This is a genomic window from Paraburkholderia sp. BR10936 (assembly GCF_040965735.1).
Lineage (GTDB): Bacteria > Pseudomonadota > Gammaproteobacteria > Burkholderiales > Burkholderiaceae > Paraburkholderia > Paraburkholderia nodosa_A.
This window is the reverse complement of sequence record NZ_JBFRCM010000033.1, coordinates 23877-49120: the sequence shown is the minus strand read 5'-3', so window position 1 is coordinate 49120 and position 25244 is coordinate 23877. Positions and strand designations below refer to the sequence as shown.

At 64.7% G+C, this 25244-nt stretch carries 18 protein-coding genes and 1 pseudogene; 2 read left to right on the top strand and 17 right to left on the bottom strand.

The window, feature by feature from the left end; genetic code table 11:
* The 9 genes and pseudogenes from AB4Y36_RS38010 to AB4Y36_RS37970 form a co-directional block, all read right to left on the bottom strand.
* Window positions 1-283, bottom strand: a pseudogene (locus AB4Y36_RS38010) (hypothetical protein); the annotation flags it as partial.
* On the bottom strand, window positions 280-846 hold the full coding sequence (locus AB4Y36_RS38005) for a hypothetical protein (RefSeq protein ID WP_368685659.1): 567 nt from the start codon (window positions 844-846) through the stop codon (window positions 280-282). The pseudogene AB4Y36_RS38010 and the gene AB4Y36_RS38005, both read right to left, overlap by 4 nt.
* The gene (locus AB4Y36_RS38000) at window positions 843-1373 is read right to left on the bottom strand and encodes a hypothetical protein (RefSeq protein ID WP_069267143.1); all 531 of its coding nucleotides are present in this window, start codon (window positions 1371-1373) and stop codon (window positions 843-845) included. The genes AB4Y36_RS38005 and AB4Y36_RS38000 overlap by 4 nt, the downstream gene beginning before the upstream one ends.
* Window positions 1370-2260 (bottom strand): hypothetical protein, encoded by an 891-nt coding sequence (locus tag AB4Y36_RS37995; RefSeq protein ID WP_368685658.1) that lies wholly within the window; start codon window positions 2258-2260, stop codon window positions 1370-1372. Before AB4Y36_RS37995 ends, AB4Y36_RS38000 begins: the two co-directional genes overlap by 4 nt.
* Complete coding sequence (locus AB4Y36_RS37990; RefSeq protein WP_368603696.1) at window positions 2241-3845, bottom strand: GspE/PulE family protein; 1605 nt, start codon at window positions 3843-3845, stop codon at window positions 2241-2243. The genes AB4Y36_RS37995 and AB4Y36_RS37990 overlap by 20 nt, the downstream gene beginning before the upstream one ends.
* A gap of 138 nt (window positions 3846-3983) precedes the next feature.
* A complete protein-coding gene (locus tag AB4Y36_RS37985; RefSeq protein WP_069267146.1) occupies window positions 3984-5183 on the bottom strand; it encodes a type II secretion system F family protein in 1200 nt (399 codons plus the stop codon).
* A 55-nt stretch (window positions 5184-5238) separates the two neighbouring features.
* On the bottom strand, window positions 5239-5700 hold the full coding sequence (gene gspG / locus AB4Y36_RS37980; protein WP_368685657.1) for a type II secretion system major pseudopilin GspG: 462 nt from the start codon (window positions 5698-5700) through the stop codon (window positions 5239-5241).
* Between the two features lie 188 nt (window positions 5701-5888).
* Window positions 5889-6557 (bottom strand): response regulator, encoded by a 669-nt coding sequence (locus AB4Y36_RS37975; protein ID WP_368685656.1) that lies wholly within the window; start codon window positions 6555-6557, stop codon window positions 5889-5891.
* 30 nt (window positions 6558-6587) lie between these two features.
* Window positions 6588-7169, bottom strand: a complete 582-nt coding sequence (locus AB4Y36_RS37970) for an SCO family protein (RefSeq protein ID WP_368685660.1) — start codon at window positions 7167-7169, stop codon at window positions 6588-6590.
* A gap of 328 nt (window positions 7170-7497) precedes the next feature.
* On the opposite strand from AB4Y36_RS37970, the gene AB4Y36_RS37965 reads away from it, so the two are divergent.
* A complete protein-coding gene (locus AB4Y36_RS37965; protein WP_368685655.1) occupies window positions 7498-8628 on the top strand; it encodes an ATP-binding protein in 1131 nt (376 codons plus the stop codon).
* Between the two features lie 17 nt (window positions 8629-8645).
* Here the strand turns inward: AB4Y36_RS37965 and AB4Y36_RS37960 are convergent, their stop codons facing one another.
* Window positions 8646-9425 carry a response regulator transcription factor gene (locus AB4Y36_RS37960; protein ID WP_083245472.1) on the bottom strand — a complete coding sequence of 260 codons (780 nt, stop codon included), beginning with the start codon at window positions 9423-9425 and terminating at the stop codon, window positions 8646-8648.
* 553 nt (window positions 9426-9978) lie between these two features.
* Between AB4Y36_RS37960 and AB4Y36_RS37955 the strand changes: the two genes are divergently transcribed.
* Window positions 9979-10611, top strand: coding sequence for a lytic transglycosylase domain-containing protein (locus AB4Y36_RS37955; RefSeq protein ID WP_368685654.1), 633 nt, complete (start codon window positions 9979-9981; stop codon window positions 10609-10611).
* A gap of 149 nt (window positions 10612-10760) precedes the next feature.
* Here the strand turns inward: AB4Y36_RS37955 and AB4Y36_RS37950 are convergent, their stop codons facing one another.
* The 7 genes from AB4Y36_RS37950 to AB4Y36_RS37920 all read right to left on the bottom strand — a co-directional run bounded on the left by AB4Y36_RS37950 (window position 10761) and on the right by AB4Y36_RS37920 (window position 25185).
* Entirely contained in the window at window positions 10761-11270 is a 510-nt protein-coding gene (locus tag AB4Y36_RS37950; RefSeq protein ID WP_368685653.1) for a DUF1269 domain-containing protein, read from the bottom strand.
* Between the two features lie 66 nt (window positions 11271-11336).
* Window positions 11337-13049 (bottom strand): c-type cytochrome, encoded by a 1713-nt coding sequence (locus tag AB4Y36_RS37945; RefSeq protein ID WP_368685652.1) that lies wholly within the window; start codon window positions 13047-13049, stop codon window positions 11337-11339.
* A 2-nt stretch (window positions 13050-13051) separates the two neighbouring features.
* Window positions 13052-13888 carry a hypothetical protein gene (locus AB4Y36_RS37940; protein ID WP_368685651.1) on the bottom strand — a complete coding sequence of 279 codons (837 nt, stop codon included), beginning with the start codon at window positions 13886-13888 and terminating at the stop codon, window positions 13052-13054.
* Window positions 13889-13918: 30 nt separating this feature from the next.
* Entirely contained in the window at window positions 13919-14845 is a 927-nt protein-coding gene (locus tag AB4Y36_RS37935; protein WP_368619026.1) for an outer membrane lipoprotein-sorting protein, read from the bottom strand.
* 43 nt (window positions 14846-14888) lie between these two features.
* Window positions 14889-15383 (bottom strand): hypothetical protein, encoded by a 495-nt coding sequence (locus AB4Y36_RS37930; RefSeq protein WP_069267155.1) that lies wholly within the window; start codon window positions 15381-15383, stop codon window positions 14889-14891.
* Window positions 15380-23647 carry an Ig-like domain-containing protein gene (locus AB4Y36_RS37925; protein ID WP_368685650.1) on the bottom strand — a complete coding sequence of 2756 codons (8268 nt, stop codon included), beginning with the start codon at window positions 23645-23647 and terminating at the stop codon, window positions 15380-15382. The genes AB4Y36_RS37930 and AB4Y36_RS37925 overlap by 4 nt, the downstream gene beginning before the upstream one ends.
* A 17-nt stretch (window positions 23648-23664) precedes the next feature.
* Window positions 23665-25185, bottom strand: coding sequence for a multicopper oxidase domain-containing protein (locus AB4Y36_RS37920; RefSeq protein WP_256094931.1), 1521 nt, complete (start codon window positions 25183-25185; stop codon window positions 23665-23667).
* Between the last annotated feature and the right edge of the window lie 59 nt (window positions 25186-25244).

Genomic DNA, 25244 nt, shown 5'->3' with positions numbered 1-25244 from the left:
AAAGCGGCGCGCGCAACGAGACGAGCTTCGCATGGGCCGCCGACGACGCCGACGCCGACGCCGCAGACGCAGTCGCAGTCGCCGCTGCCTTCGCGGCCGCCTCGGTGGCATGCGTATGACGCCTGGCATCCAGCCTCGCATGCATATCGATGCGACGCTGGCTGTCGAGCGCAACGACCTGCGCCGGCATCTGGCGCGCCGCGACCAGCACGCGATAGCCTGCCCCGGCGGCCGCGATTGCGCAAAACACCAACAGCACACGCATGGGCAGAGCGGGTTTCATGGCTGGGCGCTCCGGTAAATCAGTTCGAAGCGCACCCGCGCATCGAGAATATTGCCGTCCACCGCGGGACGTTCGACATGGATTTCCCGCAGCGCTGCATTCGGCACGTTGTTGAGCACCAACGCGAGAAAATGCCGGATTGCGCTGTACTGATCCTTGACGGGCAGCATCACCTGATAGCGTGTGAAGCGCGCGCCCGCACCCGTGCTCACCTGATACTCGGCAGACCCGAGTGTCAGTTTGCTGCCGCGCGCCTGTTCGAAGATGGACGCGATATCATCCGCACTCTGCGAAAAGCGCGGAAACAGTTCGGGCAACGCCTCGAGCGCGACCGCATCGACCTGCGCATCGTGCTTGCCGATTGCATGACGCGTCTGGGCCGCCTCGACGACATGGGCCGGGGCCTGCATCTCATTCGTATCGGCTTCCACGCTGGCAATCTCGGCGCACATGAGTACCGCCGCGCCAATCATCAGGACGCCGATCAATCCAGGCAGGCCGAACAGACGCCGCAGCTCGAATCGCAGTGTCAGTAGCCGGTCGCGCAACGGAGCCGCATTCATGACTTCCTCCAGACGGCGGTGATCTGGAAACGAACCGGCTTGCCCGGCACGTTGTTCTCCACCAGATGGTCGTTGAGTACCGCTTCGCGCAGCAACACGCTCGTCTGCAGATACTTCAGATACGCAATCATCGCATCGACATTCTTCGCTTCGGCGGTGATACGAATCTGGCTCTGCGCCGGGTTCTGGTCGATGCCGATCAGCGCGACGTCATGATCCGGATAATCTTCCACGATCGAAAAGAGGTCCTGCCACGGTACGGTCAGTTCTCGCAGTATCGACAGGCTCTGCTTTTCCGCGAGCCTCGCAGCCAGCGTAGGCGGCGGCTTCACCGCGTGCCTTTGCGCGAACGTTCGATGGCGCACGGCGTCGAGCTGCGCCTGCACGCGATCGCTCTCGGCATAGGCACGCCAAAGCCGCGCGCCGCATCCGAGCAGCAGCAGAACGGCGACACATAGCAGGATCAGGCCGCTCGTCCCGGTGCGCGCACGCCGTCTGCCGAAGTCGATATCGAGGACCTGGATCATTGCGCATACTCCATGAGCCGGCGCGCGGGCGAGTTGTCCGTCGCCGGCTGTGCCGGCCGAACCGCGGCCGCAAAACGCGCTTCGAACGGCGCCGGGTCGGTGTCGTTGCCGAACAGATAGATCGTGCAGTCCTCTCGCTTGAGGCCCGCTCGCGTCGCCGAGCGTTCGAACAGTTGCTCGGCCAGTTCGGCAAGTCGTGACGCATTGTCCGCATCGCCGGGAAACAGGCGCTGCGCATCGTAGGCGGCCCAGCCGCGCCGCTCGATCATCACGGCCTGCATCAGTTCGTCTGCAACGAACATCAGCAGTGCGTCGCCGCCCGCTGCAACGTCGATGCAATTGAGCATTTCAGGCAGGCACAGTTTCAGGCGCGCAATTCGCAGATGTCCGGACGCGCCGACCTCATGAATGCCGTCATGAAGCGCGCGCGACATGGCGCTCGCAAACAGCGCACGTCCGCCCTGCTGCACGCAGAAGCGCACCAGCAGCGTGGCGCCGTCGACCCCATAGGTGTCGGTGAAATGGGCCAGCGCGACCTCTTCGAGCTCGCGCGCCCGCAGCGTGCGAAAGTCGCCGCGCAATATCGCGTGGATGCCCCAGAAGTCGTCCAGCACCACGTGTGCATTGCGCGCCGGTGCCTTCGTTGCGCGAGGCGCCTGACCATCCGCATCGGCGGCATCCGCGCCGGGCGTGGCGGCGAGCGCAGCGCGCAGCGCGTCGAGCAAACCCGCCTCTGTGCCGTACTGGTCATCGGGAATCGTGAAGCTGGCCGGTTCCGCAGGCGGCAGGTGCTTGCGCGGCCGCAGAAGTCCGGGCGCGCGTACCCCGACGACGATCTCGCGTGTGCCGACTCCGATCGCAACCGGACTATTCGACCATCGTGACACGATTGATCTCCTCGAGAGTCGTTTCGCCGCGCTTCACCAGATCGATCGCGGCGACGCGCAGTGTCTGCATGCCGTAGCGCATCGCCGCAGCCTTGATTTGACCGAGCGGTGCCCGCTCCGACAGCAGTTGCCGCAACTCGTCGTTCATGCGCAGTGCCTCGGCGATCGCACGCCGTCCCCGATAGCCGCTGCCTCGGCATGTGCCACAGCCGGCGCCGCGGCGAAAGAGGTAGCTGCCCGCAGCGTCCGGGTCGATGCCCGAGCGGATGAGCGTTTCAGTGTCCACCCTGTCTTCGGTCACGCAGTCCGGGCAGCATTGCCGCAACAGGCGCTGCGCCACCACGCCATTGAGCGCGGAGACGAAGCTGTAGGGATCGACCTCCATGTTGGTGAAACGGCCGATCACGTCGAACACGTTGTTCGCGTGGACGGTCGTGAATACCTGGTGCCCGGTCAGTGCCGCCTGCACGGCGATCTGCGCTGTTTCCGGATCGCGGATTTCCCCGACCATGATCTTGTCCGGGTCATGGCGAAGAATCGAGCGCAGCCCGCGGGCGAACGTGAGCCCTTTCGCCTCGTTGACCGGAATTTGCAGGATTTCGCCCAGCTGGTATTCGACCGGATCCTCGATCGTCACGATCTTCTCGAGGCCGTTGTTGATTTCCGTGAGGATCGCGTAGAGCGTCGTCGTCTTGCCGCTGCCGGTCGGACCCGTGACGAGCAGCATGCCGTACGGCATCGACGCGAGCTTGCGCATGAAGCGCGTATCGGCCTCCTGAAAACCGAGTGCCTCGAGCGTCAGACCGCCCGCCGATTGCGAAAGCTGATAGCGGTCGAGAATCCGCAGCACCGCATCCTCGCCGAACTGATTCGGCATGATCGAGACGCGGAAGTCGATTTCACGCCCCGCGTACTGCGCCTTGAAACGGCCGTCCTGCGGCACACGGCGCTCGGCGATATCGAGCTCGGAGATCACCTTCACGCGCGAGAGCACCTGGTCCGCGACGTCGCGTCCCTCGGCACGGCCGACCACGGCGAGCACGCCATCCACGCGGCACTTGATCATCAGCCCATTGGCGCGGCATTCGAGGTGAATGTCGCTCGCCATCATCTTGAGCGCGTCGTAGATCGTCGAGTTGAGCAGCCTGACCACAGGACTGTCGTCGCTGCTGATGCCCTGCAGCGTCAACGCCAGTGAGGCCGGATCGACCGTCTTCTGGATCGGATCGTCGAACGCGAGAGAATCCATCGCGCGCACGTCCTTTTCGCGCACGGTCAGATACGCATTGATGTCTCCCGCGCTCGCGAGCGCCCAGCTATACGGGACGCCCGGCTGCGAGCGCATCCGATGCTCGACCCAGCCGCGCGTGCGCGCATCGAGCGGATCGGCAATCGCGAACAGCAGCCCGTGAGTGGTGTCGCGATCGCGGAAGCACACGCAGAGGCGAGTCGTCGCTTCGACGAACGAAATCACTTCGAAATCCGGCTCGAGCTGATTCAGCTCACGCATGCCGATCGACTTCATGCGGAACAGCGCGGCCAGTTGCACGCGCAGTTCGTCCGCGCTGAGCGCGGTTTGCGCCATCAGCTCCTCGAGCGCGCGAATGCCGGAACCATGCCGCTCGCCGAGCGCTCTCAGTGCGCCGCGCAGATCGGCGCGCGCTTCGGCTTGTGGGCCATCCGGCTGGGCGATGACGGTATCCACGTGCTTCCCCAATTCGGTTTACTGAATGCTCGACGCAATTTCGAAGATCGGCATGTACATCAGCACCACGATCCCGCCTATCACCACGCCGATGAAGATCATCATCGCGGGCTCGATCAAGCGCGAAATCAGATCGATCGTGCGCGATACCTGCGCCTCCTGGAACGCCGCGATGCGGTCGAGCACGGGCCCGAGACCGCCGGTCTTCTCGGCGACCGTCAACAGGCGGTACGCGATCGCGTTGGCGAGCCCCGCCTCCTGAAACGCATCCGAAACTTTCGCGCCGTTGCGCACCTGGTGCAGCGCGCCCGCGAGCGCCGTCTGGTCCGCTCGTCCAACCAGGCCCTGTGCGAGGTCGAAGGCCTTCACGGCGGGAATGCCGCCATCCACGAGCATGGCCGTCGTGCGATAGAACTGCGACTGACGAAACACGCGAAAGTGTTGCCCGATACCGGGCAGCGCCAGCATGCGATCGGCGATCCAGTTGCGCACGAACGGGCGGCGCAAGGCGAAGCCGGTCGCCACGGCCAGCACCGCGACGCTCACGGACAGCCCGGACCCGTGCGCGTGCACCAACCCGCCCCAGGCCATCAGCATGCGCGACAGCAGCGGCAGCTCGCGCCCGCTGTGTTCGAGCAGGCTCGCGAAGCGCGGCACCACGAAACCGAGCAGGAAGAGGACGACCGCCGCGCCGACGAACAGCAGGACCGTCGGATAGATCGCCGCGGACACCACACGTGCACGCAACTCGTGGAGCGTCGCGCTGTTGCGCGAGTAACGCGTAAGGCTGTCGGCAAGGCCGCCGGTCTGCTCGCTCGCCTTCACGCACGCAACCAGAACCAGCGGGAAGATATGGCTTGCGTGCTCGAGCGCCGCGGACAGCGAGTGCCCCTCTTCGAGCTGACGCAAGAGGTCGCGATACACTTGCGCCGACGTCTCGCGGCGCTCGTTGCCGCCGAGCGTGCGCAACGCGTCGACGACGCCCACGCCCGCATCGAGCAGCGCGGCTAGCTCGCGCGCAAAGAGTTCGACGTTGAACCGGCCTCCGGGAAGCCCCAGCCGGTTCGCACGTTGCCGCCGGCCGCCCTCGGCGCGCACCGAGACGACGCGCAGACCGCGGGAACGCGCGAGTGCCGTGGCTGCCGCGGGCGTTTCGCTGTCGATGCGAAGCGTCTGGACCGAGCCATTCGTATCGAAGACACGCAGCACGTACTTCACGTCGACTCTCCTTGCAGACAACCCACCGGCGGCGCGACGACCGCGCCGCGCGCCCCTACCACGACGAGATCGTGACGTTCTCGCCCGTGCCGTCACCGCGTCCGTTCTTGCCGAGCGAAAACAGGTCGTAGTCGCCATGGTCGCCAGGCGAACGATACTGATACGGGCGATCCCACGGATCCACGGGCACCGCCTTCTGCAGATACGGCCCGCTCCAGCGCGTGGCATTCTGCGGCTTCTCCACGAGCGCCTCCAGGCCTTCTTCGGTCGTCGGATAAGCGCCGACGTCGAGCCGGTATTGATCCAGCGCCTGGCCGAGCGACACGATCTGCGCACGTGCGATCTTGACGTTCGACTTGCCGACCTGTTCGAAATATCGGGGCGCAACGAGACCGGCGAGCAAGCCGATGATGACCATCACGACGAGCAGTTCGAGCAGCGTGAAGCCGCGGCGCGCATACGTGCGCGCCGGTGCCGCACGACCGGCGCAACGCCGCGGCGCCTCTGACTCGGGCATCGGCACACCGTGTTGGATAGAGGTCGATTCGCTGTGCACGGCTCCCCCCCTGTATCGACTCACCGCTTCAGCGCCGCTGAAGCCGTTCAATGCATTCTTGTTCAGGTCGATACGGGCAAGTAGTAGGGAGTGCCGTCCAAAGACATGGGTAAAGACCCTCCAGTTGCACGATCGCGTCTGGAGGGATTTCACACATGCTCGTCGTCGGGCAACGACAGCACGCCCATGTCGATCGCAATGCGCACGAGACCGTTCAGGTTCCGGATGCCGAGCTTGCGCATCAGGTTCGCGCGATGCTTTTCGATGGTCTTGGGGCTGAGGCTCAGGCACTCGCCCACCTGGCGGTTGGTGTGCCCTTCTACCACGAGCCGCAGCACCGTGCGTTCGCGGCCCGTCAACGCGTTCCAGAGCTGCGCCTTGTGGGCGAAGTCCTCCTGCGATCCGTGCGCCCCTCCGCTGATCCGGTTGGCGCCGGCCACACGCTTGCCCTGCAACACGAAGCGCATTTCCCGCACCAGTTGATCGAACGACGCGTCCTTGACCACGTAGCCGTCGGCGCCCGCGGCGAACGCCTCGCGCACGTGGTCTTCGCTCCAGTGAACGGTGAGGACGATGATCCGGACGCGCGGGAACTCGCGCTTGATCGCGGTGATCGCATCGAAGCCACTGCCGCCGGGCATCGTCAGATCCATCAGGACCAGATCGGGCAGCGTCTCTCTCGCGAGGCGATGGGCTTCGAGCCCGCCGCTCGCCTCGCCGACGATGCAATAGTCGTCCAGTTCGGAAACCATGCGGCAAAGTCCGCTGCGCAATAAATGCTGGTCCTCGGCAATCAGCACACGATGTCTTTTTTCCAATTTCGTCGCTCCTTGCGGGACACTGCAGGCCTAGTTGGAAGCGACGACATCGTGATAGGCGGCGAGCAGTTCAGAAGGCGTGGCAAAGCCGTCGATGCGCAGCCAGGGCTTGCCCGGCGCGGCGCGCAGGAAGGCAACCGGCGTGTGATTCATCTTGTCGCCCCGATAGACGTTGAACGCGCGCTGCGCCGCAATGCTCGCCTCGACCGTGCCGGTATAGTGCTGCCACTCGGGGCCGGCTTCGAACCTGGCCGCATAGGCCTTCAGGCGTGCGGGCGTGTCCTCTTCCGGGTCGATCGAGATCGAGACGATATGGACCTTGTCGCGATCGTCGCCCAGATCGTTCTGAAATTGCTCGAGCGTCTGGCTGGTCATCGGGCAGATCGTCGTGCAGGTGGTATAGATGAACGTGACGATCACCGGACGGCCGTCGTTCAACTCGTCGACGAGCGAAACGGTCTTGCCGTCGTCGCGCACGAGGTCCACCGAAGGCAGCGTGTATTGCCCGGTCGTGCGCGTCGTCATACCCGCCATCATGTGATGGTGCATGTGAGGATCGGCGGCGGCGTCATCGGCCGGTGCGCTCCATGCCGCGGTTGCCGCGAGTGCCATGCCAGCCAGCACCCCAAGCCTTAATTTTGCAGTCCTGTTCATACCGGTCTCCAGAAATGAGGAGAAAGGTCGCTTCTCGCGATGCGCAGGTCGCGGCGCTTTCACTCCCTTGCGAGCCCAGTGTCATGAATTTGCCAACGAGCGTCATGGGTGGAGGGACCCCAAACGACGGTAGGGTATGCCCGCTTGATGGAAAACCCGCACCGTGCAATGGGGGGGGCCCCATACTACGAGCCCGCACATTACCCGTTGCGGCCCGCACCGATCACGGCCTAAAATCCCGATATTCTTACGATCTGCTTATATCGACGCATCGGGGGGAGCTCCAATGGATGCGATTCAGCCTGGAGGACCGCAGGTAAGATTGCTCGATCTGATCGAAGCAATGCGCAAGCTTCGTCGTGCAGCCTGCGCCAGTCAGCCCGAAGCCGGCGTCGTGACCGATGCGCGCGGCGCAGCGCTTGCGATTCTCACGCCCGCTGGAATCTTCGTGTCGGCTAACCGCAGCGCGGCCGCACTGCTCGGCTATTCGAGCGCCGAACTCGTCGGCAAGCGTCTCGTCGACCTTGCGCCCGACGATGCTCATGCGGCGTTGACAGACGACTTGTCCGCCAGCGCGGCTCGCGAGTTTCATTCGTTCAAGGCCCTGCTCACTGGCCGAACCGGTCACCCAACGCGGCTTGCACTGCATCAGCAATGGGTGCCCGCGAAGACGATGAATTCGGGCGTCTTGCTGACGCTTTTCGAAGAACCGCTGATCATCGAGCCCGGGTCTGCCGACTCGGAGTTGCTCGACGCAAGCGAGCGGTTGTGCCAGACGTATCTGATGATAGGTCAGCAGAAAGAACGCCAGCGGCTCGCTTCGGAGTTGCACGACGGCCTCGGCCAGGCGCTCACCCTCGTCAAGCTGATGACAGAGGACGCGCTGATGCGCATACGCCGCGGTCAGGTCGACGATGCGGTGCAGCTACTGGATTCGACCGTATTCAGGATCCGCGAAACGATTGGCGACGTGCGGCAGATATGCGGTGAACTAAGGCCGCTCATGCTCGACAAACTGGGGCTGCCCGCGGCATTGGGTTCGCTGTGCCGGCGCATCGAACGCGGCACGGGGGCGATGTCGGTCGTGTTCGACTGCGATGTCGCGGATAAGGACGTGCCCGAGCATCTGAAAGCCGACATGTTCAGGGTGGCTCAGGAGGCGCTGAATAACGCCGTCAAGCATGCCGCGGCGACCGAAATCTCGCTCAGCCTGCGCAGCGATGCGGCCCGCCTGATGTTGACGATTCGGGACAACGGCATTGGCTACGAGAACCATCCATTCGCCACGGACGAAGCGTATACAACAGGGTTGGGACTCATCGGCATGCAGCACCGTGTAGAGATGCACGGCGGCGCGTTTTCGATCGAGTCGTCCGCCGCAACCGGGACCCTCGTCTGCGCGACCTGGACGCGCTAGCGCCGCCCTCGCCGCATTCAGGTTCCCGTCTCGCCCAGCCTGCATTCGGGCTCTTCGCCGCCTGGCCCCGGGCCCGGCGCCGGATCGGCGCGTTCCGGCAAATGCTCGTCGTCCACATCCGGCTCAGCGCATTTGGCGGCGAGCGACGTCAGCAAACCCATGCTCATCGCAACGAGAACCAGTTCGGTCAGGTTGGCGATATGGAGCTTGTGCATCATGCTCGCGCGATACTTCTCGATGGTCTTGGGACTCAGGTTCAGATATTGTCCCACCTGACGGTTGGTGCGTCCTTCCGCGATCAGCTTCAGCACGCTGCGCTCGCGCGCCGTCAGCACATCCCACGCATGCTTCGGTGCGGGCGCTTCGCGGCCGCTGACGAACGAGTCGACCATAAACCCGTAGACGTCCGCACTCAGATGCTTCTTGCCCTGCATGACAGAGCGCATCGCGACCAGCAGTTCCTCGAACGAGACGTCCTTCAGCACGTAACCGTCGACGCCGGCACGCAACGCTTCCCGCACGTACTCCTCGTTTTGATGCACCGTGAGCGCGATGATCCGGATGCCCGGCGATCGCCGTTTGATTGTCGCGCTGGCGTCGATGCCGTTCATCCCCCGCATCGACAGATCCATCAGGATCAGTTGGGGGGCGAGTGTCATCGCCTGCTGGCAGGCCTCTTTGCCGTCACGCGCTTCGCCGACGACGTCGTAGTCGGCTTGCGCACACAGCATCGAACGTAGACCATTTCGCAGCAGATCGTGATCCTCTGCGATTACAACGCGACATTTCATGTTCACGTCTTGTCTCCCGGTACCCGTGCCCTCGGCCGTCTTCACCGCATTAACGCTTCGACGAAAATCTTCCCTTCCACACAGCTTTCACTCTTTACATTCGAATTCCTAACTGTTAGCTTTGTGTTATTTTCGGGTTACTGTGTGTGTACCTGCCCTTCGCAAGGTTCACGCCACTTCGCGCAGAGCAAGCAACGGCGCGCATCTCCACTTGTTGGGACATTCCGGCCGCGCGTCGAGTGCCGAAAAATGTTTCATTTTCGAATCCTTTTTAAATCCCCAGAAGATTAGCTGCCGCAATGGATGGCAGGAAGCCGGTTCATTTTTATCATTGCGTGAAAATTGATCGATGATATTTGCATCCGGCGAGAAGAATCAAGGCGCCAGGCATGACTGCGGAGCGGCTGCCGTTGATTACCGTCCATTACCATTTATTTCGAATGTTAAGTTTCTGCAATGCGCTTTTTGAGCGCGCTTTCGCGTCACAAAGTGTAGGGAGGTGCCCCATTGCCGAGCCGTTTTTTCTTCCACCACAATTCAGGTGCAGGAGAAAACAACGATGCATTGCCACCCGTCATCCAGCTTCGGAAACGCGATCATTGCCGCATTCGCGATGCTCGGTGCGGTGTTGCCGGGACCGGCGTGCGCACAAATTTTCGGCACCGTCGACAGCAACGGCGCCATCGTTCTGACGAACGTGCGCGGCAAGCCGGGATTGAAGGTGATCGTTGTGGGCGAACCGCCAGGCGAACCCGGCGCCAGGCGCCGGTCGCGCAAGTCATCGGGCGGCGCCGACTCCCCCCTGTACGCGGACGTGATCGACGAAGCGAGCCGCTCCTTTCGCGTTCAACCCGAACTGCTTCGCGCGGTGATCGACATCGAGTCGGGATACAACCCGAAGGCGGTTTCGGACAAAGGCGCGCTGGGACTGATGCAGTTGATGCCCGATACCGCTGCGCGATTCTCGCACGGCGACATGTTCAATCCACGAGACAACGTGCTGGCCGGCGCCCGCTACCTTCGCTTTCTTCTCGACCTGTTCAAGGACGATGTGGAACTCGCGCTGGCCGCCTACAACGCCGGTGAAAACGCGGTGATTCGCGCCGGCTATCGCGTGCCGTCGCTGCCGGAAACGCGTCTGTACGTTCCGCGCGTGCTGGCGCGCTACAAGCAGCTCCTCGCGTCCAGTTGAGCCTGATTGCACGCCCCGGAGCATAGCGAACCGGCCGACTGGGGACCAGTTCAGCCGGCCGGACGCCCTCTGCGACGTAGAACGCGAACACTTGCAGCGGTGCTGCGTCCTACGCTCTCCCTCCGTTGTCTACCGCGTGCGGGCACACGTCACCGAAACAAGGCAATGGTCTTGTCCGAGCCCTCGCCGTGCGCCTGTACATGGTGAAGCTCGATCATGTCCTCGATCTCCTCCACGCGCTCCTTCGGGACGTCGATCATCATCAAAAGCTCGCCGCGGAGGATCGCTTCTTCGAAGCGCTTCAAGCGCGTATTGCGCACCTCGACGCCGACCACGGCCGCTACCCCGGCGCCGAATCCTGCGCCCGAAAGTGCGAGGATCACCACTGTGCCGCCGGCAATCCGTACGTCTTCGGGCGGGCACACAAGCGCAATCAGCGCCACCAGCAGCCCGATCGCACAGCCCACTGCCGCGCCTCGAGCCAGCGAAGCAAGCAGATCGCTGCGTTGCGCGAGCGATGCCTGCGGCAAGCCGTCGAGCGACACATTCTCGTTGGCGATGACATGGATATGCCGCCACTCGACCCGGTGCAAAAGCAGTTCGCCGGCGACCGCGCGCGCGCGCTGTGCGGTAGGCAGCAAAAGATAGACGCGTCGCATTTGAGCTTCCCGCTTTCCGTCGAAAGTGTGCAGATGCACGACACGCCCCGCAAAGCGCCATCGATCTCACGGCACGATCCAGTCCCCATCGGCGACGAGCTTGATGTGGTCCGGCCCGGCAAAGCGAACGATATAGCCGCCCTTGGACGCGAATGTCTGCCCCGGCGCCAGCGTCAGGCGCGGATAGTAGCCCGTCAGGATGCGGCGTTCGAGCATGTCCTGAACCCGCTCCACCAGATAGTCCCTCACGAACGCATCGACCATATGGCTCAGGGTCTCGGCGAGCAGACCGCAGGCAAGGTAGGTGTCCGCCTGCACCTGGGGAGCCACCATCGGTATCTGTCTGATCGAGAACCAGCCGAACGCGTAGTCGACGCGCACGCGCCGCCCTTCCGGCAAATCGAACGGGTACGCAAGACGCGTGACGCCGCGCCAACTCGTCGGCAAGGGGATACTATCCAGCCCACCCATGAGGCCCGACATGAACACCGTATGCGTCGCTGGAGGGATCCGCGCGAGCGCCGCAATATCGGGCGGACGCAGCCACAACACAAGCACATCCGAGCGCGGTATGCCGTGCAGCGCACCTGCAATGCCCTCGCCCGGGGCGAGTGCGTGATTCGATACCGCAATGCCGTGAGCCGCCAGCGCTGTGGCGAGCGACTGCGCTCCGCGTTCGCCGTTGTCGCCGGTACGATAGACCTGCCAGACGTGTGTCGGCGCCTTCGCCTCTTTCGTGCCCTGCGCCTGCGGCGCGTCGGTTTCATCGACGATGCGCGCCGCAATCAGCTCCGACTCGAGCAGCACGCCCTTCGAGAAGTACACGGAATAGAAGTCGCGATCGTTTTCGATCGGCACCTCGACGTTGGGAAAGAGACACGGCACGGCCTCCTGCTCGCAGAAGTCGTGAATCGGCGCCCAGTTTTTGCCGCCGAGACCCGACAACACCGCGAACACCGGCTGCCGGGCCAGAAACTGCGTGAGTTGCCCGCGCCAGGTGTCCGGCGGACCTTTTAGCTCCCACACGTGCAGTTCCCAGCGGCGATTGACCATGAACATCATCTTGCGCGACGAACGCAACGGCGGCACCGCACCGAGAGGGAAGACGTTCTTGTCGGCGAAGTAATGCGTGAGCACATCGAGCATGCCCGCGCGTTTCACCGGGTCGGCATCGGGGGTGATGATGGTCGCGAAGTGCAGCACGGTATCGGTGACACCCGTCGGCCTGCGCCGATCGAGCTGCTTCAGATAGCCGATCAGCGCCTGCATATCGGCGTCGTTCAGCGCGTACTGCGGCATCAGGCTGCTGAGCGGCTTGCCTTCGGAGTCGATGCCTTCGCGAATCGCGCGGGCGACCGTCGCCTCGGTGTACGGTTCACGTTCGGCGCGCATCCCGGGAACGTACGGCAAGTCGCGATCCTCCGGAGTTTGCGTGCGCGGCTCGACGAGGTAGCGCCAGCTGATTGGCGGAATGCTGCTGTTGCCCTCCCGCGAGCCGAGGCCACTGCGTCGATGACAGTTCACACAGGCCGCGGCTGCGCCTTGCAGGTGCACGCCCCCGTCGTGCATCGCTTCGAGCGCTTCGCCCGAACCCAGTACGCCCTGCTGATAGAGCGCCTGCCCGGCGCTCGCCGTCGCGACCGGTGGGGCGGCAGGCGCGCAACGCGCCTCGTGCACAGGCACGATCAGCGCGGCGACCAACGCGCATGGAGCCAACCATCGCGTCGCCCGCGACGGTGCCCGTGTGCGGCCTCTCGGCCCGCTTGCCGTGCGCTTCATGATCAGGGCGACGGATGTCCCGCGCCGGGCAGCGCCGGCGAGGCATCGACGTCGATCGAAACCGATTTGCGGTGCATCTGCGGCGGTGCGGGTCTCGTGAAGATGCCATCGTCCAGCGCCGGATTGAGCGACACCTTGTCGATCGTGAGCTTGTCCTTTTTGTCGGACGCCGGTGCCCCACTCTCGATCTCGAGCGGTATCTGCAGCCCCTCGACGCTCCTGAAGTCGCTGTAGTTCACGTCCACGACGACCGTCTGCCCACGCGGCGTGCGCACCTGGCGGTCGACCTGCACGTCGAGAAACGTTTGAGCGTCGATCCACACATGGCGGATCACACCGGAAGGCAGCTTTGCGGCAAGGCGATACGCATCGCGCCCGCCCACCTGATCCTTGCCCTCGAGCGTAACGGTGACGCCCTTCGCTTCATGGTCGATCAGGAGCCCGTCGATCACCTGCTCGTCGCGCGCGGACGTCGCCTCGTCCATCGAGTACGGCCGCGGCGTCGCGCTGCCCATGCCGTTCGGACCCAGTTTCCAGCCTTGTCTACCGTCGAATACGCGCACGGACTTCTGGTTGTACACAGTGACCTCGAAGCGTGTCTTGTTCGGGCGTTTCATTGCAAGGACAAACGGCAGGTCCGGCGCGGGCGCATTGGCGCTATCCACGTGGCCGGACCAGATCATGGTCTGGACTTTGCGCCATGCGTCGAGGCCGCCTCTCGCGTCGACGTTCTTCTGGACGATCTCATCGGCACTCAGATCGTGCGCGGGGATCTGCTCTCCCGCGAACACGACCACGGCGACACTGCCGGCGAGCACCCATACTGCGACTGGTTTCATGGCCGTCAACCTCATGGGGGCACCCAGCGGCTAATGGCTTGCGCTCTGGCGCGGGCCCGGGTGCGCCCCTGCATTTGCGCCTGGGTTCGCACTCGCCGCCGGACGCGGGCTCGGCGCCGGGTTCGCGCTGACGACCGGTGCGGGGTGCGTGACTTTCGCCACCGTGACCTGCGGCTTGGCAAACGCGGTGTCGTCCACCTGCGGGTTCAGCGCAACCTTATCGATGATCAGCTTGTGCGTGCCTCTTGCGCCGACGACAACCGTTTCGAGCGTATGCGGCATGACGAGGCCGCCCTCCTTGCGATAGTCGCGATAGAAGATCGCAACGTTGTGCATCTTGCCGTCGAGCTTGCGCGCATCGCCGTCGACCTTCAGTTCGAGAAAGCTGGCCGCATCGATCCATACGCGGCGCGACGTGCCGTCTTTCATCGTCAACTTGAGCACATACGCGCGGTGGCCCTCGACCATTTCCATGCCGAGCACGTCGATGCGCGTGCCTTTCGCCGCATAGTCCATGAGCGGCCCATCCAGTTCGGCCCATGACGCGGCCGCCTTGGCCTCCGCGGGCGTGTAGGGCTCCACTTCATTGCGGCCGAGGAACGGCCTGACCTTCCACCCTTGCGCGCCGTCGTAGACCTGGAATGCCGTCTGGTCGTTGAAGCGGACCTCGATACGGCTCTTGCGCGGGCGCTTGAGCGTCATCGTGAAAGGAAGTTTGGTGTTCTTCGTGCCGCCCGCCTCGAGCTGCCCCGACATCGTCATCGTGTTGACCGCGTGCCACGCCTGCAGGCCGCCGCGCGCGGCGACGTTGCGCTCGACGATCTGCGCGGCACTCATGTGCGCCGCGCCCGCAGTCTGGGCGCTCGCCGCAGAAGACCCCGCGAGCGCGAGGGGAGCACTTGCCGCGAGCGTCACCACCGACGCGGTCCGGATCGCCAGCGAAAGAAAGCGGTTCATGAGTCATCTCCTCTTCGTCTGCGCGTGAAAGGCGCTTGTGCATTCATTCGACTATCAGCCCGTCGATGTGGAACGACCCCACGAATACGTCGACGCGCTCCCCGGCCTTGATCAGACCGCCCTTGTTCGAGAACACCATCCAGTACTCCTGACCGGTTTCCAGCGGACCGCTCTGGCGCAGCGCCCCGACCTTGTCCATCACCGGGATTTCGAGCAATGCATGGCTCGTGCGTCCGAACATCACGGCTGTCGCGGTCTTTTCGCCGAGCGGCCGCGCGGCCACCGGGTCCGTCACACGATAGCTGAAGCGGATCAGGTTGCCCGACGCCGTGCGGCGCACGCTCAGGTGGTCGATGCCCTGCATCAGTTCGTAATAGCCCCGCGCGCGCTGCGGCAGGCTCGCCGGCGAGTACGGCGACTGCTTCGCCGCCGCGCTCGCACCGGCCTCGCCGACCGCCGGCTGAAGCGAGGCGGCGACGAGACAGATGCTGCCGGCCAGCAGCACGACCCGCGGCGTCCGGCGCAGACGCTGGCTCATGGCAACGCTCCCAGTGTCTTCAGACCCGCCGGCGTCGTGACTGCGGGCGGCGTGCCTACCGGCAGCGCAGGCTGGCCCTGATTGCCCTGTGCGCCTCCGATGCCGGGCAGCCCTCCGCTGTTCGCGGCGTTTGGCAGGATCCCCTGCAACAATCCGAGCAGCGTCACCGGATCGTTGACGCCAAGCGCGAGCGGATACGGCTGCGAGGCGAACACGCCGGGCCTCACGAACTCGACTGCGCCGATGTCGTAGCCACCCAGCTGCGGCCGCGGCGTGCCGAAGATGTCACGATTCGGCGCACCCGCTGCCGTGGCATGGTTGACCGCCGGCGAGGTCCCGGGGATCGTGTAGTTGCCAAGCAGCGTGTTGCGTTGCGCGCCCGTGCGCGCCTCGTTGAACAGCGACAGCGGACCGTACGACATGTTGATCCAGTTGTTGCCCTCGTCCGGCGTCGCCGAAGGCAGCAGGCTGAACAACGGATTCGGCAGCACCGTGTCCGCAATGCCCGGGGGCACCGTGATGCCGATGCCACCCGCCTCCGGCGGCACGCGCGCACCATTGCAGTACTGATGCACGACGTCCGGATTCGATCCGCTGTTGTTTGCGTTCGGATAGTCGCCGGCGTCGGTCAGGATCGAGTACTGCGGGTTCATCGTCAGACCGGACCCATGGTTGGCGGCGCCGGTGTCGCCGAACGCGCCGATGTCCCAGTAGACCGCCTTCGGATCGCAGTAGCCCGTGGCGTGCCCGGCCTGATTCAGCGACGGATTGAGCGTGACCACGTTCTGCAGCCCCGCAATGCCCGGATCCAGTCCTCCCACCGTGATGTAGAACGTGCGGTTCTGCCAGAACAGGTCGTTCGTGAGCACCGGGTTCGAGAACGTCGTGCAGTCCGGGTGGCCCGCCGGGCACTTCACGTTCGGCCTCGTGAATGCCGCCACCAGGTTCTGCGTGTGGCGCGCGGTCTCGAGGCCGGCCGGCTCGTACTGCGACGTCGTGGTCGGCTGGCACGTCGTTTCCGAACCCGAGGTCGTGCAGTTCGGCGGCCCGACGTTGGCTTGTGACGCAGCGGACGTGTTGAACAGCACGCCGGCCGTCGCCGTCGAGTCGTTGGAGACGACCGTGTTGTTGATGAAGCTCACCGCCACGGCATCCTGCAGCGATACGCCGCCGCCCGCCCAGCCCGCCACGTTGTTCGCGATGATGTTGTTCGTCACCTTCACGCGATACCACCTGGAGCTGTCGTTCGGACTGCGTTGCACGTCGGTGCCGTTGACGTTCTGCAGCCGCAGGCCGCCGCCCTTGCCGCTTTCCGCCGTGTTGCCGACGATCAGGTTGCCGTCGATCGTGATGTCCGGGCCCGCGCCGTCCGAGAGCTGCGGCGCGCAGTCGACGTCGGTGGCCGCGTTCTCGCAGAAGGTGCCGTCGGGCGGCACACCCTGAACGATCAGCCCGCCGCCGTACGTCGGCAGCGTCGGGTTGTTGCTCTGATTGAACAGGATCCAGTTGTGCGACAGGTCGCCGTTGTAGCTGAAGCCGAAGTGCGCGACGCCGCCGCCGTCACCGCTGCTGATGTTGCCGCATACCCAGTTGTAGTTGAACTTGTAGTAGTCGGCGCCCGAACAGAACGTCACTCCTCCTGCCGAAGACGGTGTGGTCGAGTTGATTTCGTCGCCGTACGAAGCGTTCGACGTGACCTGGTTGTTGTGCACGTTCACGTGGACGTTGTACTGGAACGGCAACTGGGTCACGTTATTCGCCGCGATGTTGCCGTCGGGCACCTCGACCTGGCCGACGATGATGCCGCCCGTGAGCGTTCCCGCGTTGGAGAAGACGCGGTTGTTCGATACCTCCGTGTAGTGGTTCCAGCCATGCAGGTAGATACCGCCGCCGCCTTGCGAGCTGTTCGTGAACGACATGCCGTCGATGCGCGACGGGTTGCACAGGAAGTTGCTCTGATAGGTATTGCAGTCCGCGGCGCTGTTGGTGAGCGGCGTGCAGATGCCGTTCGCGACGCAGTTCTGGTCCTGGGTCAGCACCCCGCCGACCAGCACGTCCTTCACGCCCTTGCCGAGCACGGTAATGGCCGCGCCTTCGTACGCGCCCATCAGCGTCGGCTCGATCAGCGTCTCCGCGAGGTTGCCGTTGAGGTTGAAATCCCAGCCGGAAGTCGGCTCGAACGGAATCCCGTCGATCTTGCGCTGCATCGAGGCGAGGCAACTGTACGCGCCGGTCGGATCGTACGGATTGCTCGCGGAGATCAGGCCGCCGTTCAGCGCATCGCCGAACAGGCACCCTATCTGCCTGCGCCACGGGTCGAGCTTGCCCGACGGATGCGGATTGGCGTCGACCGTCACGGACGTCGCCCCCACGCCTTGCAGCCGCACCGGCTTCCACATGAGCAGCATCTCCTTGTAAGTCCCGGGACCGACGACGATCATGTCGCCGGCGGCGGCATGGTCGATTGCGGTCTGGATTGCATTGCCCGCCGTGTTCTCGCCCCCCACGTAGGTGGGCGCCTTGCCGCCGATCGTCACGGTGACCGCATCGATCGAGCGCTTGCCGCTCGCTGCGGTGACGACGAGCTGGCCGCACTGGGTCGGCGTCGTCACACCGCGCTGCTGCATCGTGCAGGCCGCATCGGGACCGAGCAGAGGCGGCACGACCACGGTGATCTTCGCGTCGCTCCACGACGTCACCGGCGCCGGGATGCCCGCGATCGTCACGACGCCCCGTTGCTGGCCGAAACCGTAGTTGCGCGTGATGAACTTCTGGTTGAACGGCGCGGCAGTGGCAGCTGGACCTGTGTACGCATGGTTCGGCACCTGCTGCCTGCCGACCGACGTGATCGTCAGTGTCTTCAAGGGTCCACTGACCCACGGGCCCGCGCCGCCGTTGCTGCCCGCGGACGTATTGCCGGCAATCGCGTCGCCCGTCACGGAGGCAATGCCCGGCGTGCCGTCCGGATAGGCGCAGTCCACCTGGTTATACCCGTCCGCGAAGGCCTGGACGGGCACCACCGGCGTATCCATGTACTGGGTCTGTCCGGGCATGAACGGAATCTCGTAGCAGAACTGGCTATATGCCGGGTTATAGAGCGGGTCCTTGATGGTCTGGCCGGAATGCGCCGGGTCGGGCTTGTACGGATCGTTCATGCAGGCGACCATCATCGTCGGCGCGTAGCCCGTCGGGTTCGGCGGGTTGACTTGCCAGGTCGAGTAGGTCAGCCCGTTGAAGATGCCCCACTGGTCGGAATAGGTGCGCGAGATTTCGTTGCCCGCGAAGTCCTTGAACGACACCGGCACGTTTGGCACTGCGAACTTCTCGCCGAACTGCGGCGAATACGGATCGAACTCCGACGAGAAATCGTCCAGCATGAAGCCGGTGTAGTGTGCGGCGACGTGCGTCGAGCTGAAGATCCAGAACTTCGCCAGCACCGCGCTTTGGTCGGTGAGCTCCACCTCCTTGCGGTCGCACAGATTCCGCGAAGCCCCCGCGAACGGCGAGACTTCCTGCGAACCCGGGAACAGACTGATGTAGTCCGGCACGATCCGCAGTTCGCCGACACACGGCCAGAAGCGTTCGACGGAGCCGGTGTCGCCTTCGGCATGCGGGGTGGAGCCGAGATTCGAGGTCGGATTCTGCGGGTTGTTCCGGTTGTAAGTGGAGTTCATCGCCGCCTGGTCGGGCAGGATGAAGATGTCGCCGATGCCGCCGAACTGCTGCGTAACCGGTGCGATGTAGTTGTCGCCGATCAGGATGTTCTTGTCCTCCTCCTTCACCAGTTCGTAGCCCGGCGGCACGATGATCTCGACCACATACTTGCCGGGCGGCAGCATCTGCGTGCCGTCCTTCGTGGGATTGGCGCTGCAGATCGTGCAGTTGGTGCCGGTGGGCAGGCCGCTATGCGGATCGCGGCCCGTCACGCTCGGGAACTGGTACATGCCGTCGAACGGCGCCGGCTGCACCTGGTTGAACACGTGCATGCCGTCATAGCACTTGAACTGCGAGTTGTTCGGCAGCGCACGCTGCTGCGGGTCGAGCCAGTTCGGCGTGTTCCGCAGCGTGTAGAAGTACGGATCGCTGGTGCTCTGGCCCGGACAGTTCATGTTCGGCACGCCGTCCGAACGGAACCCCTGGGCCCAGTCGTCCCAACTCGCGGTCTTCGTCGTATCGACGAGCTTCAGGCTCGTGGAGCCGTCCGCCGCAACGCCTTCCTGATACAGGTTCACCGTGACGTTCGGCACGTTGGGCGTCCACTTCGTGTGAATCAGCAACGTGGGATCGTCGAACGGGCGCGTGGAGGCATAGACGACTTCGCCGTGGATGCCGCCGTTCTCATTCGCCGCGTAGGGCGTCTTGCCGAACTCGACGAACGAGCTCTGGCCCGAGAAGCCCTGCCAGCCCATCGTGGTCACCCACGGCGGATCGACCCGGCCGGTCGAGGGATTCGAGCCCGAGCGGTCGTTGCAGTCCGCGTCGTTGCAGTACACCGCGCCCGGCACCCGAAGGTTCGTGGGCAGATGGACCGATTCCAGCGTGTTCGCGAAGTTCGCGGCAATGGTCGACTTGCCGCCGCCCGGCGTGCCGTCCGGCGGACCGCCCGCGTCATAGACGACGTGCACGCCGCTCTGCTTGAAGCGCGTCAGGTCGGTATCGACGACGTACCAGTTGAACAACGGGAACTCTTCGTTGAACGACGCATAGCCGCTCCCGTCCGTGACGTTGAAATCCGAATAGCTGCCGTCGCGGAAGCGAATGTTGGTCGACAATAGCGCGAGACCTGGCTTGCTCGGGTCCCCCACGCCGTTGCCGTTCGTGTCGAGGAAGGTCCGCGTATAGAGATTCGTTTGCCATTGAAGCACCGCGATATCTCCCGCGTCCGTCACCGTACCGCCGCCGAGCGTCACGGCCGATGCGAGCCCGTCGACGATCTGGTCGTTCCACTGGTCGAACACCGTGATTCGGGTTATGCCGGCAGGCAGGCCCGTGAAGCTGAACGTGCCGTCCGCGTTGCACTTGGTGAACGCGTAGTCTTCACCGTCCGGATCGCCCACGCTCACGTAGCATTGCGTGAAGCTCAACGGCTTGCGCGACTGGCTGCCATAGAGGTGCTCGTCGGGCGGACGGCTGTAGTGCAGGTTCGTCACCCGGCCCTTGAGCCCGTTGTTGCAGCTCGAGGTGGCGCACAGCAAAGGCAGCCGCGCGTTGATGATCTTCGGATTCGCAAAGCCGATCGACACGTGGAAGCCCGCCGGACCGAATTCCTGGAAGTACGCCGGGCCGCCGATCTTGATGAACGAGTCGTGGGCCTTCTCGCCGTCCAGCGTGTTCGTCTGCAGCCATTCCTCGCCTCGCGCGATGCGGTCAGCAGCGGGCGTCGCGATGATGCCGTACCGGCCCGGCATCAGGTTCGCGATGATGGCCTGACCAACGAGCGGCGACAGCGTCTTGCCATCCGACTCGTATTTCGGGCAGGTCGGGATCATGCCGACGAGGCCATCGGTCGATGTCGAAATCGGGCACGCGTTGAGCCCGCTGACCGGATCGATCGTGCCTTGCAGCGAGTTGGACAGCGGCATGTTGAACATGTCGTAGGTCATCTGGCCGGTCGGCTGGCCGCTGCCGCCCGCGTCGTCCCACAGCTTGATCTCAAAGCCGCCGAGGCCCGGTTCGCGCGCCGAGCCGAAGGTGTCGGTGCCGCCGCTCACGTCCACTTCGCCGTTCAGCGGTGCGTCGTCCTCGAACACGAACACGGAAACCTTCGCAGTCGGGAATGGCGATTCCTCCAGCAACACATTGACCGAAGTCTGCCCGGCCGCGATCGGCGCGCCGCCCATGCCGTTGCCGCATTTGCCCGTGCCCGGCGCGAAGTTCGCGACGCCCGGACAGTCTTTGGAAATGTCGAACTGCCGCTGCGCGCCCGAGGGGTTGGTCGGGTCGACCGGCTGCGGAACGCCGCCGCCGTTCGTGAACGAGTTGTACGCGTTGCCCGGCAGGATCGAAATGTAATAGCGCTTCTTCGGATCGAGCACCACCTGCGACGGATCCACCGGCACCTGCTGCGCCGCCGTGGTCCGGCACACGCCGTTGCCGACGTCGCACACCGCCGGCAGGTGGGTCTGGCTGACCGGGTCGTAGACCGTCTGCCCCGCTTCGCACGCGGCGACGCCGACACAGCCTGCCGCCACCACCGGCATGTAACTCGTATGGAAGTTTGCACCGAGACTCGGCACAGGCAGCGGCGGACACGTCGCCGGACGCGTGGGCGAATTCACCTGGCACGCCGGATCGATCTGGAACGTGCGGTCTTCCTCGATGATCCAGCGGTAGTCGCTGATCTTCACCGGCGTCTTGCCCGGCTGCGTGCTGGGCGCATCGAGTACGTTGACGACGAGTCCGCTGCCGCCCTTGAACGTCACCGTCACGCTCGCCGTGTTGCTCGCCGTATTTTGCGCATTCACCGCCTTGTACTGGAACGTCACGCTCGCGGACGCCGCGCTGCCCATTGGCGCCGTTGCCGGGCTCGCCGTAAAGGAGCCGTCCGGATTCAGCGTGACAGAGCCGCCCGAAGGGGTGCCGACCAGCGTCGCGGTGAGCTGCAGGCCATTCGGATCGCTGGCGTACGTGAGCACACCGGGCTCGGAGATCTGCAGCCGCGAGGCGACGTTGCTCGTATATGCGGCATTACCGGCCGTGGGCGGTCCGGACTGACACCCGTTGCCCGTCGTGCACGCAGTGAGCGTCACCGTCGCCGCCGCGTTCGGGTTGCCGTTCGCCTGGTACACGAAGCTGTCGGCCGTCGTGCCTTGACTCGGCGTGTAGACGAACGTGCCGTCCGGGTTCAGCGTGAGCGAGCCGCCAGTCGGTGGCGTCTTCACTTGCACGCCGTAGACGTTGGCGTCCTTCGCCGCCACGCCTCTAGCCGGGTCGGACACGGTCAGCGTCTTGCCGGGTACGAAGAAGTACGTGGAACCGGTGACCGAAGCGTTCGCCACGGCGGCCGCGGACGCCGCGGTGGAGTTGTTCACGCTGATGTAACCCTGCATGCCGCCGTCACGCGCGTTGTTCGTCGACAGGCTCAGTTCGCGATCGAACACCGGCAGCGCGGAAGCGGCTGCGGCCGGCATGTTGACCAGCGCGTCATAGGTCTTGCCGGCCGCCATGAACACTTCCGACTGGATCCGCGGATTGCCGGGCAGCACGTTGCCGTCCTCGGCGATCAACGCGAAGCCGGAGACCGGGGTCGTGCCGGTTTGCGCGCCGACCACGGCCGGCACGTGCATGCGCAGACCCGCGTTGACGAAGCGAAGCATCACCGGCCCGGTGGTCGCTGCGCTCGTCGCGGCGAACGTCGAAGCGCCCGGATTGGTGCGGTCGAACGAGACGCCGTTGATCAGGTAGTAGCGCGGATCGTAGTTCACCGTGGGCGGATAGCAGGTGCCGAACGAGGTCGACTTCGAATCGCCGCAGCCGCCCGGCTGCCCGGACCAGGACAGGGTTTCGCTGAAGCCCGGGGTCGCGACCGCGGAGGCGACCGCGGTGTTCTGCACCGGATCGATTTCGCTCAGCACGAGCGGCACGTCGGTGTCGTAGCTGATGCCCGGATACGCCTGTGCAGGCGTCGTGCCGTTGGCCGCCGTTCTCACCACCAGCACGCCATAGAGCCCCATCGGCCCCTGGATCGATGGGTGCGTGCCCGACTCGATCAGATAGGTGCCGGGGTTCAGGTTGCTCCACGTGAGTGCAGTGGTGCTGCCGTGCGCGACTTCGGTCGCGAACGACTGCACGCGGGCCGCTTGCGTCGGCGGCGTGAACGTCGCCCCGCCGGGCGCGGCGGCGGCGGTCGGCCACGTGGTCGCGGTCTGGGTGGGGTGCGTCGGGCTCGGCATGCTCGTCGCCGTCGTGCCCAGACCGCCGCCCAGTTGCCCGACGATCACGAGCGAGGTCGGCACGGAGCCGGGCAGGCTGTTGTTGAGATTGATCGTGAGCGGCCCAGGCGGCACCGTGATGACGACGGGCGACCAGTTCGCCCCTGCCCCGGGGTTCGCCGCCGTACACGTGGCAGGCGCAGCGGCCGCCGTGCAGCTGTAACCCCACATCGGCACGGCCTGCCCGTCGGGCATCACGGCCGTAGTGGCCTTCGCAGTGAGATTGACGGATGCCTGGGCGAATGCCATCCCGCTCGCGCCCAGCAAAACGGAAGCGGCAATCGACGCCTTAAGCATACCTAACAGATTTGCCTTGAGTGTGGTGGATCTCATCGCCGTTCTCCCCGCCTCTAGTTCGATTCGTCGATCAGGAATGCTTGCGGATCAACGAGCATCATCATCATCATTCCGCCAGGGAAGATGTTGTTCGTGGTGATCTCACGTTCATTGTGCGAGTGCCACATGAATGCAAAGCCGGCTTCCGTTTGCGGTGGATTCACCGACGTGCCGCTTGGCGGCGTCGTGCCCGTGGGCGAGGTCGCGCGCATGGTCGCATCGGGGCCGAGATAGGGGCTGCCGCCGTACCAGAAGCCGTTGGTCAGCACGTGCGAGTCGGGCAGCGTCACCGGGCCGCCGCTTCCCACCTTGCCGAACGGATGGGTTTCGAGCGCCTTGTTGTGGTCCGCACACCACTCGTAATAGTTCGGTGCCGTCGGATCCTGCGTGTAGTAGCCGTTTGCATCCGGGATACAGACGCTGCCGTCGCCGGGATAGTGCCCATAGACGTCCCAGTTCAGCCCCTTGCCCGTCCAGTAGAAGATCCCGTCCATCGCAAGGCCCGGTGTCGTCGTGGTCGTGAACAGCAGTGGGCCGGCGACCTTGGTCGCGTCGGACCTGGCGAGCAGCATGTTGCCGTCGCGCGCGAGCACGCGCACGTGATTGCCGTGCTCATGGAACGGATGCTGCCAGCGCCCCGTGCCGATGATCCGCAGCAGCACCATTTCGCCGGGGTGCATGTGCGGGTTGCCGTTGTATGGCTGATTCGGATATTGCGCCGCGTAGTTCGGGTCCATGTCGTCGGGCATCGAGCGTCCGTTGACCATGAAGTACGCAGGATGATACGGCTCCGTCTCGACCGTCATGCAGCCGGTCGGACTCGTGCAAGCGTTGCTGGCCTGTTGCTCCGCCTGTGCATGAATGCGCGGATCCATTTCGGAAAACTGAAACAGATACTCGCGGTCGTAGCACGCTGCGCTGTGGTTGTAGGCCGCCGCGGCATTGCGGAAGTCGGGCTGGCCGTCCAGCAGCTTGCGCGTCCCCTGGATCGGGTTGCAGCCGGTCGGCACGGCGAGCGTACCGGGCGACGACGTCGGCAACACGATGACCGCGCCATACATGCCCATTTCGATCTGCAGATCGCCCTGCGTGCCGCTGTAGTACGCGTGCGTGCCCGGCGTAGCGGCGATGAAGCTGTAGGTGACCGTGACGGTGTGGGACGCCTCGCGCGTGAGCAGGCCCTGCACGCCCGTCGGCGTGCCGGAGCAGAGCCTCGTCGTCGGGTCGATCGTCCCCATGCATACGTCAAACCCGGGAAAGAGAATCGACGTGTTGCCCGCCGCCGCCGGCAGATTGTTGGTGAGCGTCACCGTGACGATGTCGCCCTGGTTGACGATCAGCGTCGGACCAGGAATCTGCATGGTCGGGCAATTCGCACCGGCAATGTTGGGCGGCGAAAATCCGGCCGGCGCCGTATTGCAGCCGTAGCCCCATGAATAGACGCTATTGCCGTCCGGCTGGGTGATGCGGCTCGCCTCGGCGCGCAGGTCGAAATGCGTGCCCGTGATGCCAGGCGCGGCCGCATGCACCTGCATGCACAAGAGCGCCGCGAGCGCCGCCACGCCGAACCGTGCAAGCCGTCCGAGGCGCGCGA